This is a genomic window from Clostridium sp. TF11-13AC, assembly GCF_003481065.1.
GTDB lineage: Bacteria > Bacillota > Clostridia > Lachnospirales > Lachnospiraceae > Otoolea > Otoolea fessa.
The window spans coordinates 590,972-604,508 of sequence record NZ_QUKJ01000002.1; the positions used below are offsets into that span (position 1 = coordinate 590,972).

General features: G+C 49.3%; 10 protein-coding genes. All 10 read left to right on the forward strand.

Features of this window, described 5'->3' with window-relative positions:
• Positions 1 to 29 precede the first annotated feature (29 nt).
• The 10 genes from DXD12_RS07040 (at position 30) to DXD12_RS07085 (ending at position 13,527) form a co-directional block, all read left to right on the forward strand.
• Positions 30 to 1,286, forward strand: a complete 1,257-nt coding sequence (locus tag DXD12_RS07040; protein ID WP_118637893.1) for a lactate dehydrogenase — start codon at positions 30 to 32, stop codon at positions 1,284 to 1,286.
• Positions 1,287 to 1,322: 36 nt separating this feature from the next.
• Positions 1,323 to 2,471 carry an NAD(P)H-dependent oxidoreductase gene (locus tag DXD12_RS07045; protein ID WP_243105354.1) on the forward strand — a complete coding sequence of 383 codons (1,149 nt, stop codon included), beginning with the start codon at positions 1,323 to 1,325 and terminating at the stop codon, positions 2,469 to 2,471.
• Positions 2,472 to 2,778: 307 nt separating this feature from the next.
• A complete protein-coding gene (locus tag DXD12_RS07050) occupies positions 2,779 to 4,059 on the forward strand; it encodes an ATP-binding protein (protein WP_107000642.1) in 1,281 nt (426 codons plus the stop codon).
• Entirely contained in the window at positions 4,060 to 4,905 is an 846-nt protein-coding gene (locus DXD12_RS07055; RefSeq protein ID WP_117796260.1) for a DNA-binding domain-containing protein, read from the forward strand. It abuts the gene before it with no gap.
• A 154-nt stretch (positions 4,906 to 5,059) separates the two neighbouring features.
• Positions 5,060 to 6,247: a sodium/glutamate symporter gene (gene gltS / locus DXD12_RS07060; RefSeq protein ID WP_118469477.1), complete on the forward strand. Its 1,188-nt coding sequence runs from the start codon at positions 5,060 to 5,062 to the stop codon at positions 6,245 to 6,247.
• 435 nt (positions 6,248 to 6,682) lie between these two features.
• Positions 6,683 to 8,035: an NADP-specific glutamate dehydrogenase gene (gdhA, locus tag DXD12_RS07065; RefSeq protein ID WP_107000640.1), complete on the forward strand. Its 1,353-nt coding sequence runs from the start codon at positions 6,683 to 6,685 to the stop codon at positions 8,033 to 8,035.
• A 276-nt stretch (positions 8,036 to 8,311) separates the two neighbouring features.
• Positions 8,312 to 9,460, forward strand: coding sequence for a TAXI family TRAP transporter solute-binding subunit (locus DXD12_RS07070; protein WP_233430208.1), 1,149 nt, complete (start codon positions 8,312 to 8,314; stop codon positions 9,458 to 9,460).
• 41 nt (positions 9,461 to 9,501) lie between these two features.
• Positions 9,502 to 11,499, forward strand: a complete 1,998-nt coding sequence (locus DXD12_RS07075; RefSeq protein ID WP_182457036.1) for a TRAP transporter permease — start codon at positions 9,502 to 9,504, stop codon at positions 11,497 to 11,499.
• A gap of 310 nt (positions 11,500 to 11,809) precedes the next feature.
• On the forward strand, positions 11,810 to 12,724 hold the full coding sequence (locus DXD12_RS07080) for a S1 RNA-binding domain-containing protein (RefSeq protein ID WP_107000639.1): 915 nt from the start codon (positions 11,810 to 11,812) through the stop codon (positions 12,722 to 12,724).
• A 71-nt stretch (positions 12,725 to 12,795) separates the two neighbouring features.
• Positions 12,796 to 13,527: a GTP pyrophosphokinase family protein gene (locus DXD12_RS07085; protein ID WP_182457042.1), complete on the forward strand. Its 732-nt coding sequence runs from the start codon at positions 12,796 to 12,798 to the stop codon at positions 13,525 to 13,527.
• Positions 13,528 to 13,537: the final 10 nt, after the last annotated feature.

Consider the following 13,537-nt stretch of genomic DNA (forward strand, 5'->3'; position numbering starts at 1 on the left):
GATATCAAAAAGAGCAGGGGGTATACAATATGTACTATTATAAAATTGGAGATAAAATCTGTTGTTCCTTCAATGGAAATTTATCATACGAAAAGGCAGAAATGCCGCACCCGGGCACGCCGCTCACATTCTTATTCGAGCGCGAGCCGGGAACCGGAAGAGATTCTTTTAAGGTAAACTCGCCGCTGCTTTTATTCCAGGAGGCAGAGAATGTTTCCTGGCTGAGCAGCCGGAAGCTGGAGGTGCAGGCGGCAAACAAGAATTGTGAGCTTGACGAGGCAGTCAAAGCCGCGATCGCTCAGGGCGTGATGCGCGCAGTCAACCGCCAGCATCCGGATTTTGAGGCTATTTTGGCAGAAAAACCGCAGAAAACGAAGAAAAGAGTCCATGTTCTGGCGATCGGCGATGTCGGAAGTACGCTGTTGACCGGGCTTCATCTTCTGGGCGGCGACTGCATCAGTTCGATCGGCATCTGTGATATTTCCGATAAAGTGACCGCACGCTGGGAATTTGAGGAAAACCAGATTGCCTACCCATGGTCGTATGACGCGCTGCCGGAGGTCGATGTGGTAAAACCGGAAGACCTCTTCAAGTGCGATGTATTTGTATTTGTCGCTTCTAAGGGAATCCCGCCGGTTGGTTCTGGCGTCAAGGATGTGCGGATGTACCAGTTTGAAAATAACTCCAAGATCGTTGCGCAGTATGCAAGACAGGCGAGAGCCGAGCATTTCAAGGGCTTATTTGCCGTTGTCTCCGATCCGGTTGACCCGCTGGCAAAGACGGCATGGCTGGAGAGCAACAAGGACGAAAACGGCATCCTTGATTTAAAGGGACTCCGCCCGGAACAGGTACAGGGCTTCGGACTCGGCGTTATGAATGCGCGCGCGGCTTATTATGCGAAGCGCGACGAGCGGTTTTCACAGTTTTTGATTGAGGGGCGTTCCTTCGGACCGCATGGACAGGATCTCGTCATCGCAGATTCCATTGAGAATTACAACGACGAGCTTTCAAAAGAACTGACCCAGCTGACGGTAACGGCAAACCTGCATATGCGTGCGATCGGTTTCAAGCCGTTTATCGCACCGGCATATTCCTCCGGCGCGATCTCCCTGATTCTGATGATGCGCGGCGAATGGCACTGCGGTTCCGTATTCATGGGCGGCATCTTCATGGGCGTGAAAAACCGTTATACTGAATACGGTCTGGAAACAGAAATCCTGCCACTGCCGGATGCGCTGTATGAGCGGATTGTGACGGCGGAGGAAAATCTGAAAAAGATTGTGTGATTGATGAGTTTTATCGCAGGAAGGAAGCGAAAATAAATGATTCATTCAAATTCAGAAGGAGATATCTATATAGAAGAAATGCCTCTCCTCCTCGTCCATCTGCGCGAGGAGGAAAAAGGCGCGGATGCGCGCCTTTCGGAGGTGTTATCCTATGCGCTGGACGGCTACGCCTACGAGACAGCGACGGAAATCAGTGCTTTTGAAGATTATGTAAACCGATGGAGGTGCCTGGAGAAGACACAGAATCAAAAAAATCCAGTCCAGGGACGTATCCTGTTTGCCGTGCCGCTTGGCACATCTGGCATCAACCTGGAGCTTTACCGTCTGATTCGTTTCCTGCGGGAACATCCGGATTTTCTGAACGGTTTTGTCGGCGGACTTTTGGTGGACAGTGAAAATGACCTCTATTCCAAATCGGCGGCGAAGGATCTGGTATTTGCCGCTAACTGTGCGGGCTGCGCGTTCGTGGGACGCCCGCTCGTCGAGGGCACGCGGACACTTTCCAATTACACGATCGTTTCCAATAATCTTGGAACCGATCTGATGGGGGCATACCGCGAGAGCGCGGCGGGGCTGGTCAAAGAAGTACTGGGAACGGATTGCGTCAGGAAAAAATGTCCGAAAGTATTGGTATTGCACGCGTCAAGCCACAAGACCTCCAACACCTACGCGATCTGGAACCGGGTGAAAGAACAGCTCCCGGAGATGGAGATCCGGGAGATAGGGCTTCGAAACGGTACGCTTTCCGACTGCGCCGGATGCCCGTACAAGATGTGCCTGCATTTTGGCGAGCAGGGAAGCTGCTTCTACGGTGGAGTGATGGTCGAGGACGTCTATCCGGCAGTCCGCGAGGCGGATGCCATCGTGATGCTCTGTCCAAACTACAACGATGCGCTGTCGGCAAACCTGACTGCGTTCATCAACCGCCTGACTTCGCTGTTCCGGACGACGCGGTTTTATGACAAAGCGCTGTTTGCGGTGGTTGTGTCGGGCTATTCCGGAAGCGATATCGTGGCGGAACAGCTTATCGCGGCGTTAAATATGAACAAAACCTTCTATCTGCCGGGGCAGTTTGCGATGATGGAGACGGCAAACAATGCCGGGGCAGCGATGCAGCTGCCGGGGATTGAGGAACGGATGAATGCGTTTGCGGAGAGAATCCGGGAGACGCTATTATATAGGTAAAGAGGCGTTATAAGCAGGGCAGCGTCACTGGGAGAGTTTGTAACTGTTCACAGGTAGGAATTTTTTGAACTGAAAATTCCGTACGATACAGTTCCGGCAGCAGATTTTGCCGATTTGGAATGCGTAGCATCGGCAAAATCCCGTTGCTGGGCACACGTGTGTGAACAGTAACGAGAGTTTCACATCTGCTATAAAATTCTTTACAGATTTCATGAAACTAAGTATACTATATAAATATGCAAAAACTGTTTTACTCAGGCTAAAAGCTATGTGAAATTGTACTATTTAAAGAGGGAGAAAGGCAGAAATGAAATCCTGGAGACGAACATTAGCGATAGGCTTTATCATAGCGATAACTTCGCAGCTTTATTGGAACGTATTTGTCAACAATTTCCGTGTGTCAGCGTCGGTTATCCTGCTTCCGGTGCTGATTATGACAGTCGGAAGCCAGATTCACACGATGACGATCTGTACGGTGACGTCGATCATTGTTTTTTTGTTCCGAATTGTGATATATTATCTGCAGGGAATGCCATCCGAGATGCTGGTACAGCTTGCGATGCCCGGAGCATTCTTTTATATCGTGTACGGCATGATGTTCAAGCTGCAGATCCGGAATAAACATATCGCGAATCTGGAAAATGTGATTGCGGCGGCATTTTTCTGTGACTTATGCTCGAATATATTCGAAAACTTCCTGGCGGCGCTTCTTAAAAACAATGCGATGCCGGGACCGGATATAATTCAAAAGCTTTTTATGATCGCTGCAGTCCGCACACTTTTTGTGGCACTGGCACTGATCGGAGAACAGCAGTACCGGCTTCTTCTTACGAAAGCGGATCATGAGAGCCGTTATCAGCGGTTATTTCTTATGACAACGGGACTCAAGACTGAGATTTACCTGATGCATAAGAACACCGAGGAGATCGAGCGCGTCATGAGCAATGCATACAAGCTCTATGAGCAGATTCTGGAAAAGGATCTTCCACGGGAAATGCAGCAGATGGGACTTGAGATAGCGCGGGATGTCCATGAGATCAAGAAAGATTACATCCGCATCATTCAGGGCATTGAGGAGGCGATCGAGGAAGAGTCGAACGAGGAAACGATGAGCCTGCAGGATCTTCTTCGGATTCTGGAATCATCCACCTACCGGACCATGGCGGAGAAAAAGCTGGATATCCGTCTGATGTTTGACTGCCGGGACAATTTTATGACGCAGGAACACTACCAGCTTATGACGATTCTCAAAAATTTGGTAGGAAATGCGGTGGAAGCGATCGAATCGACGAAAAAAAGTGGGATGATCTGGATTCGGGAGTACAAAAAAGATGGTAATTATGTGTTTGAAGTAGCGGACGACGGACCGGGAATTTCAGAAAAACATCTCCCACGGATTTTCAATATGGGATATTCAACGAAGTTTGATGAAAAAACCGGCAATATATATAGAGGCGTCGGGCTCTGCGGTGTGAAAAACGCGGTAGAGGAGCAGTTTGAAGGTAGTATTTCAGTGGATTCGGAAGAGGGAAGAGGAACGAAATTCCATATTGAGATACCGATAGCGAAATTGGAGGAAATAGAGTAAATGGAGATTTATATTGTTGAAGATGATATGTCAGTGATCAGCGTCCTGCAGGATATTATTGAAGATAATGATCTGGGAATCGTCTGCGGAACTTCAGAGGGACAGCCGGCGGATGTGGATGATATCCTGGCAAAGAACCCGGATATGGTTCTGATTGATTTTCTGATGCCGGAAAAGGACGGTGTTCAGGTCATGCGTGAGCTGCGGGAAAGAGGCTGCAAGGCAAAATGCATCATGATTTCCCAGGTGGCGGCGAAAGAATTGATCGGCAAGGCATACGATGCGGGCGTTGAGTTCTTCATCAGCAAGCCAATCAATATCATTGAGGTAAAATCGGTCATCCGCAATGTGGATGAGCAGATCAAGAATGAGAAAACACTGACGAATATTAAGAAAATGTTCATGGCAGAGATCGCGGATATGCCGAAGGAGAAGAAAAAAGATGACGGTTACGGCAGAAAGGTGCTTTACATTTTAAACCGTCTTGGCATGTCCGGCGAGAAGGGCGGCGACGATATCCTTCGGATCTGCGAGTATCTGCACAACAACGGACGCCCGATCTCCCAGGTCAGCATCGGTCAGCTCTGCGAGCTTTTGAGCGATGCGCCGAAGAACATGGAGCAGCGTGTCCGCCGTGCGATCGCGGTCGGCATGTCGAACCTGGCACATTTGGGTATTGAGGATTTCATGAATGAAACCTTTACTGCATACTCCAGCACCCTGTTCCCATTCGAGGAAATCCGGGCAGAGATGGATCACATCCGCGGTAAACGCCGTTACGGCGGCAAAGTCAGCATCAAAAAGTTCATCGACAGCCTGATGCTGGCGGTAGATCGTGAGGTATAACGGGTAGATTTACAAAACTTTCCAATCTGTTTATCATAAGTTAAAAAAATGTTATAAAAATTTTATGTTTTTATGATGGATCTTGTAGTTTTTTGTCGGGGCTACAGTATTATACACTTGCGAGCAAGAAAAAAAATAGGTTGGAGGTAGTTGTATGAAGACAATCGAGCTTGATATGTATCAGGCAACCGCAGTTGCGGCACTTGTACTGTTACTGGGACGTGTTCTGGTAGCTAAAATTTCTATTCTTCGTCGGTATTGTATTCCGGCACCTGTAGTTGGTGGTTTCCTTTATGCAATCGTTCATACCATCGTAAGAGGCATGGGCATTCTGGAAATTTCCTGCGACATGACACTTAAAAACGTATTCATGGTAGCTTTCTTCTGTAGCGTAGGTTTCACAGCATCCTTCCGTATGCTGAAGAAGGGCGGCGTTCAGACAGTTGTATTCCTGGCTCTGTCAGCTGTTATGGTAATTCTTCAGAACGTTCTGGGTGCTGGTCTGGCAAGCGTATTTGGTCTGGATCCTCGTCTGGGTCTGGCAACCGGTTCCATCCCGATGGTAGGTGGTCACGGTACTGCTGGTTCCTTCGGACCGTTACTTGAGGAATTAGGCGTAGCAAATGCGAGCGTTGTAGCTATCGCTTCCGCTACTTATGGTCTGGTTGCAGGCTGCGTAATCGGTGGTCCTATTGCAACTGCTAAGATCCGTAAGTACAAACTGTCCGCAGTTGCTGAGGCAGCTACTAAGACTGAGACTGTAGAGACAGATGAGACTGGTGCAATCGATTCCGCTAGAATCCTTGACGGTCTTCTGTACTTAATCGTTGCTATCGGTGCTGGTACTATCGTATCCATGTTCCTTGGCAAGTTTATGACATTCCCGTTCTACATCGGCGCAATGTTAGTTGGTGCTATCATCCGTAACATCATGGATGTTCAGAACAAAGAGATCCCGATGGAAGAGATCAGCACACTGGGCGGTGCTTCCCTTTCCGTATTCCTGGGTCTGGCTATGATCGATATGAAGCTGTGGCAGTTAGCTGAGCTGGCTGTACCGATGGTAGTTATGCTTCTTGCACAGACAGTACTTATGTTCTTCTATGCAAACTTCGTTGTATTCAACGTACTTGGCAAATCCTACGATGCTGCTGTTATGACCAGTGGTTTCTGTGGATTCGGTATGGGTGCTACCCCGAACGCTATGGCAAACATGCAGGCAATCACCGGCGTATATGGTCCGGCTCCGACTGCATTCATGGTAGTTCCGCTGGTAGGTTCCTTATTCATCGACTTTGTAAACGCAACTATCCTGACAGGATTCATCAGCTTCCTGGGCTAATAGATGCGAATTTCAAGAGGTCTGCTTTTTGGCAGGCCTCTTTTTTTGCGTAATAGGAAATTCCTTGGAATTTCCTATCACACAAAAAGGAACGAATGTGCCAATGATACGTACTCGCGCGAAGATGCAGGTTGTCGCAAGCGACCGCGCGAGACGCCCGAATGTGCCAGGACACATTCGTTGTCCATCTCCGAGTTATAATCAGGAACAATATAACTCCATAAGCAAATAATAATAACATCTATAACACTATTTTTATTTGATTCTGACGAAGAAATGATCTATAATACATTATAGAAACAGAAAAGTTCACAAAAACAATTTGGAACCAGAGGGAATTATGTACAAGATTGATGAAACCATCGTCAAGTATTTGTGGTAACCATAGTTCAGTGAACTATTCAAACTTATATACATATCAGGAGGTATTATCCAATGAGCAAGTATGTTGACAGAGTTCTTGCAGAACTCAAAGAGAAAAATGCACATGAAGCCGAATTCCTTCAGACAGCAGAGGAAGTATTATCCACTCTGGGTCCGGTTGTAGATGCACATCCGGAGTACGAGAAGGTTGCTCTTCTTGAGAGAATGGTTGAGCCGGAGAGAACTATCGAGTTCCGTGTACCGTGGGTTGATGACAACGGTGCTGTTCATGTAAACCGTGGCTATCGTGTACAGTTCAACGGCGCTATTGGACCGTACAAAGGAGGCTTACGTTTCGCTCCTTCTGTAAACCTGTCTATCATGAAATTCTTAGGCTTCGAGCAGACTTTCAAAAACAGCTTAACAACCCTGCCGATGGGCGGTGCTAAGGGTGGTTCTGACTTCGACCCGAACGGCAAGAGCGATGCAGAGGTTATGAGATTCTGCCAGTCCTTCATGACTGAGTTATATCGTCACATCGGACCGGACGTAGATATCCCGGCTGGTGACCTTGGTGTAGGTGCTCGTGAGATCGGTTACCTGTATGGCCAGTACAGAAAGATCCGTGGTGCATTCGAGAACGGTACTATCACTGGTAAGGGAATGTCCTTCGGTGGTTCTCTGGTACGTCCGGAAGCAACTGGTTTCGGCGCTGTTTACTATGTAGAAGCAGTTATGAAACATGAGAACGATGACATCAAAGGCAAGAGCGTTGTTGTATCTGGTTTCGGTAACGTTGCTTGGGGTATCTGCAAGAAACTGGCTGAGCTGGGTGCTAAGGCTGTTACCCTGTCTGGTCCGGACGGATACATCTACGATCCGGAAGGTGTTGTAACTGAAGAGAAGATCAACTACATGCTGGAGATGAGAGCATCTGGACGTAACAAAGTTCAGGATTACGCAGACAAGTTCGGCGTACAGTTCTTCCCAGGTGAGAAACCGTTCGGCGTTAAGGCTGACATCGTTATGCCGGCTGCTACTCAGAACGACGTTCGTATGGAAGAGGCTCAGAAGATGGTTGCTAACGGCCTTAAGTACTACATCGAGGTTGCTAACATGCCAACTACCAACGAAGCTCTTAAGTTCTTAATGGAGCAGAAGAACATGGTAGTAGCTCCGTCCAAGGCTGTTAACGCAGGTGGCGTTCTTGTATCTGGTCTTGAGATGAGCCAGAACAGCGAGAGATACAGCTGGACAGCAGAGGAAGTTGATTCCAAACTTCATCAGATCATGACTGGTATCCATGATGGTTCCGCAGCAGCAGCTGAGAAATACGGCTTAGGCTACAACCTGGTAGCTGGTGCTAACATCGTTGGTTTCCAGAAAGTTGCTGACGCTATGATGGCTCAGGGTATCTGCTGGTAGTCAGTAGTTCCCCATACCATATGGAGTGAATGTATAAGTAATATAATTGCATAACGCAGTTACATAAAGAGACTGCTGATTCGGACAACCTGGCGACAGGAAGTCCGGCTCAGCGGTCTTTTTTGCGTAATAGGAAATTCCTTGGAATTCCCTATTACGCAAAAAGGCACTAACGTGCCAAGGAATAATTCTTCCCTCCCACACATAAAATAGTAATGGTAATTTTTGACAGTCTATCTAAGACGTAAATGTTCAAGCAGGGAGGAGAATGAGAGAATGAGAAGAACAAAAAAGACGAAAAAAACGAGAATGCAGGGACACATGGCAGTAGCAATTTCCATGGCGATGGCGGCAGGGCTGGCGCTGACGGGATGCGGCAGTACCGGAACGACAGGAGTATCGGCAGAGACATCTGCGGGAGGTAAAAATGAAGCCGGGAGGAATACTGCCGGTAACACAGCAGGCGGACAGGAAGAAAGTCAGAGTGGGGCTGGCGCTGCGCAGGTGACAGACACGAAAAAGGGCGGAAAGGATGGCGGAACCAGCCTCATTTTCACGACGGGAGGCGATCAGGGTACATATTATGGATTTGGCGGCGTGCTTGCAGGAAAGATAGGGGAATCGACCAGCACTTCGGTGACGGCGATCACATCGGGCGGTTCGCAGGCAAATATCGAGGCGCTGGATGCACATGATGCGGATTTGGGATTTGTGCAGTCGGATGTCATGGCATATGCCTACAATGGTACGAATCTCTTTGAAGAATATGGAAAAGTTGCTGATTTCTCGACCGTGGCGGCGCTCTATATGGAGCAGGTGCAGATTGTTACGCTGGATCCGTCGATTCAGTCGGTAGCCGATCTGGAAGGCAAAAATGTTTCGGTCGGCGCGGCGGGGTCAGGTGTCTATTATAATGCGGTGGATGTGCTGGGAGCATATGGATTGGATATCGAAAAAGATATAAATCCGACGTATCAATCCTTTGGGGACAGCGCAGAGGCGCTGCAGGATGGCAAGATTGATGCGGCATTTGTCGTAGCGGGTGCACCGACGACCGCAATCACCTCCCTGGCAGCGACGAAGGATGTGTATCTCGTCAGCCTGGACGATGAGCATATGGATCAGCTGATTAAAGAATCGCCATATTACAGCAAAAACACGATCCCAGCGTCCGCGTATGGAACGGATGAGGATATCAGGACGGTGGCTGTCGGTGCGGTAGTAGTGGCGCGCGATGACGTTCCGGCAGAGGATATCTATAACTTCTGCTATGGCGTCTTTGAAAATATGGATTCCATCAAGGCGGCGCATGCGAAGGGAGCGGAGCTGAACCTTGAATTTGCCACTTCGGTCACAGCGGTTCCGTATCATCCGGGAGCAGCGGATTATTTCGCAGAGAAAGGGATGGAGGTGCCGGTGAAATAAGGGGGAAACCCAGAAATGAAGTGTGAAAGGGGGTTATACGAATGGGTGAATGGAAGGAAAAGAAAAACAGGGCACCAGATCTAAAATACCTGGAACGTGAAAGCCTGAAAAAGGGCGATTCGGACACAGGGACAGCTGCGGATGTTGAGTTAGTCATGAAAAAATATGACCGCGAGTCCAACACGCGCGTCTGGCAGGGGAAACCAGCATCGATCATCCGGTGGCTGTCGGTATTATTTTCCGTTTACAGCATTTATGTGACGCTTTTCAGTACCGCCTTGCCGGAAATCCGGTTGTCGATGTTTCTGGGAATGATTCTGATTCTCGGGTATCTGCATTATCCGGTTCAGAAGGGAGACAGACGCATCAACCATATGCCGTGGTACGACTGGGTTCTGATGGCAGTGGGGGCGGTTCCATTTTTCTATTTTGCGGCGAACGCGCATGCGATCATTAAGCTGGCGACGCGGGTCACGAAGAATCCGGTTATGGTGCTGATGGCGATTCTGGCGGTGCTCTCGCTGATGGAACTTTGCAGGCGTTGTGTGGGAATCCCGATTCTCTGTGTGGTCGGTGCACTGCTTGTATATACATTTGCGACGGTGCGTTTTGGAAAGGTTATTTATGATTTATTTTACACGACGAGCGGAGTTATGAATACGCCGATCAATGTCTGTGCAAAATATATTGTGGTCTTTATCATTTTCGGGGCGTTTCTGGAACGGACGGGGATCTCGAATTTTTTTATCGACCTGGCGAACTGTCTCTGCGGTTCCTCGGCGGGCGGTCCGGCGAAGGTGGCGGTTATCTCCTCGGCGCTCTGCGGGATGGTATCGGGATCTTCGGTTGGAAATACTGTCACAACGGGTTCGGTCACGATCCCGATGATGAAAAAATGTGGTTACCGCCCGGAATTTGCCGGAGCAGTGGAGGCGGCTGCTTCGACCGGCGGGCAGATCATGCCACCAATCATGGGCGCGGCAGCATTCCTGATGGCAGAATATATGGGCGTGCCGTATGCGACGGTGGCGCTGAAAGCGATTCTTCCGGCAGTGCTGTATTTTGCGGGTATTTATATCGCAGTGCATCTGGAGGCACAGAAACTGGGACTTCGTGGAATTCCGCGGGAGGAACTGCCGCAGATGCGGGTGCTGATGAAACAGATCTATCTGCTGGCACCGTTGATTGTGCTGGTGGTGCTGGTATCGACAAATACATTTACGATGCAGTTTTCTGCGTCGGTAGCGATCTTTGCCGCGATTGCGGTCGGTGCTCTGAACCGGAATAACCGGATCACGCTGAAAAAGATTGTGGATGCGCTGGAGGCAGGCGGACGCGGCACGATCACGGTGGCGGTTGCCTGTGCGATGGCGGGGCTGGTGGCTGGATGTATCACATCGACCGGTCTGGCATCGAAGCTGATCACGGCAATTGTGGCAGTTTCCCAGGGAAAACCGCTGATCGCGCTGTTCCTGACGATGTTATGCTGTATCGTGCTTGGCATGGGCGTTCCGACGACGGCAAATTACTGTATTATGGCGGCGACCTGTGCGCCGATTCTGATTGCACCGGAGATCGGGATCAATCTGGTCTGCGCGCATTTCTTTGTTTTCTATTTCGGAATCGTGGCGGATATCACACCGCCGGTGGCATTGGCAGCTTATGCGGGTTCCGCGATCGCGAAAGCGCCTCCGATGAAAACGGCGCTCAATGCGACGCGGCTGGCGGTTGCCGCTTTTATCGTGCCGTATATTCTGGCATTTAACCCGGCGATGGTATTCATCGACACGAATGCACTGCAGGTTGTGCAGATCTGCATCACCTCGCTGCTCGGTATCTTCGGGATTGCGGCGGCGCTTAACGGTTTTCTGTTTGGATGGCTGTCCGTTGTAGAGCGGCTGGTTTTGATCGTGGGCGGTCTGTGCATGATGGATCCGGGCGCATGGACGGATCTTCTGGGACTTGTGTTGGTTGGCGGTGTGACATTCTGGCAGAAGAACCATGGATTGGAGAAAGATGCGGAGACGGGTGTTGGATGAATGAATTTGCATTGCAGTTTACATAACGTGTAAACTGTGATGTGAAGTGTGTGTAAACGTAGACCGCACAGGCGCAGGCATGTGCGGTCTTTTGTGGCATAGGAAACTTCGTGCGGTTTCAGCAAGGTATGTTTTTTGTTTCCGGTGGGATGTTTGCAAACCAGAGGCTGTGAATCGGGCGGTAGCGAATCGATTTTAAGATAATTTTCACAAATTCACTCTGGAAATATCGGGTGGAATATGGTTAAATAGTCAATAGAGTTTTGCCACCCAAAAGAGTGTAGAAGGAACGGAAAGGAGAAATACCAGGATGGATGAGAATAAAGAGTTGGTAGAGACAATGGAGGACTATGCCGAGGAGCTGGAGGCGTCTTTCAAGCGTCTGCATGAGGGCGATATTGTGACTGGCACGGTTGTTGCAGTGACGGACGACCAGGTGCTGGTGGATCTGAAATATTTTGCTCAGGGCGTGATTGACCGTGAGAATCTGAGCAATGATCCGGATTTTAATATGAAAGAAGAGATTCAGCCGGGCGACCTGCTCACGGCAACGGTAATTCAGACCGACGACGGCGAGGGCAATGTCGTTTTATCCCGCAAGGAGGCGAATGACAGGATGACGTGGGAACATTTCCGTCAGCTGCTCGATGAGCGCACACCGCTTGAGGTTACTATTTCCGAGGTCGTAAACGGCGGTGCGGTTGCGATGGTGGAAGGCGTGCGCGGCTTTATACCGGCGTCGAGACTGGATGCAGCGTATGTCGAGGATCTGGACAGCTGGAATGGAAAGAAGATTCCGGTGCTGGTGATTGAGGCGGATGAGGAGAAGAAACGTCTCGTCCTGTCCGGCAGAGAGTTGGCGAGAGAAAAACAGGATGCGGAGAAGAAGAGCCGGATTGCGCGTTGTGAGACCGGCGCTATCATGGAAGGAACGGTCGAGACAATCAAGCCATACGGCGCGTTTGTCCTGCTGGAAAATGGCTTAAGCGGACTGGTACACGTTTCCCAGATGAGTAAAAAGCGCGTGGAGAATCCGGGTGCAGTCGTAAAGGTGGGACAGAAAGTGACGGTGAAAATCCTGTCTACCGCAAATGGCAAACTAAGCCTTAGCATGAAAGAGGTAGAGCCGGACGAAGCGCCGGAAGAGGAAGTATTTAATTATCATGAGTCAGGCGAGGCGACAACCGGGTTTGCTGAGCTGTTAAAGGGCTTTAAATTTGACTAAATAGCAGTAAAGGAGAGGGAAAATTGAATATCCCTGAGACGTATAATCAGCTTGACCAGTGGACGACAGTCATGTTTCTGTACAATTCTGCCCTGAAAGCGATTAACACGAAAATTGAAATTCTAAATAACGAGTTTATTCATTTATATAATTACAATCCGATTGAGCACATCAAATCGCGCCTGAAAACACCGGAGAGTATCGTCAAGAAGCTTAAACGCGGTGGACATGAGGTGACGATCCCGAACATGATTGAGCATCTGAGCGATATTGCGGGCATCCGTATTATCTGCTCGTTCAGCCCGGATATTTACCGGATCGCGGAGATGATCGCGCGTCAGTCGGATGTGACAGTGCTGGTGGTGAAGGATTATATCAAGAATCCGAAGCCGAACGGCTACAAGAGTTACCATATGGTTGTGACGATCCCGATTTATCTAAGCGATGGTCCGGTGGATACGAAGGTGGAGATCCAGATACGGACGATAGCGATGGATTTCTGGGCAAGTCTGGAACACAAGATTTATTATAAATTTGAAGGAAATGCGCCGGATTATCTGGAGCAGGAACTGAAAGCCTGCGCGGATATGGCGGATATGCTGGATAATAAGATGTTTTCCCTGAATCAGGCGATCACGAAGATTGCGGAGGAACAGGCGAAGGAGAAGGAGACCGCGAAACAGACGGAGAAAATAAAGAAGGCAGAGCGGGAGAATGTGCCCGTGGGGAACGAGCAGGAGCCGAAAGACGGGAAACGGAGCGTGGCAGATGCCTACGGGAACCGGAAAGAAGCCGGAGAGTAAGAGACGAAGA

What these genes read in the sequence shown, in the direction of transcription:
- DXD12_RS07040 (WP_118637893.1), top strand. Translation starts at nt 30, where the DNA reads ATGTACTATTATAAAATTGGAGATAAAATCTGTTGTTCCTTCAATGGA.
- DXD12_RS07045 (WP_243105354.1), top strand. Translation starts at nt 1,323, where the DNA reads ATGATTCATTCAAATTCAGAAGGAGATATCTATATAGAAGAAATGCCT.
- DXD12_RS07050 (WP_107000642.1), top strand. Translation starts at nt 2,779, where the DNA reads ATGAAATCCTGGAGACGAACATTAGCGATAGGCTTTATCATAGCGATA.
- DXD12_RS07055 (WP_117796260.1), top strand. Translation starts at nt 4,060, where the DNA reads ATGGAGATTTATATTGTTGAAGATGATATGTCAGTGATCAGCGTCCTG.
- gltS (WP_118469477.1), top strand. Translation starts at nt 5,060, where the DNA reads ATGAAGACAATCGAGCTTGATATGTATCAGGCAACCGCAGTTGCGGCA.
- gdhA (WP_107000640.1), top strand. Translation starts at nt 6,683, where the DNA reads ATGAGCAAGTATGTTGACAGAGTTCTTGCAGAACTCAAAGAGAAAAAT.
- DXD12_RS07070 (WP_233430208.1), top strand. Translation starts at nt 8,312, where the DNA reads ATGAGAAGAACAAAAAAGACGAAAAAAACGAGAATGCAGGGACACATG.
- DXD12_RS07075 (WP_182457036.1), top strand. Translation starts at nt 9,502, where the DNA reads ATGGGTGAATGGAAGGAAAAGAAAAACAGGGCACCAGATCTAAAATAC.
- DXD12_RS07080 (WP_107000639.1), top strand. Translation starts at nt 11,810, where the DNA reads ATGGATGAGAATAAAGAGTTGGTAGAGACAATGGAGGACTATGCCGAG.
- DXD12_RS07085 (WP_182457042.1), top strand. Translation starts at nt 12,796, where the DNA reads ATGTTTCTGTACAATTCTGCCCTGAAAGCGATTAACACGAAAATTGAA.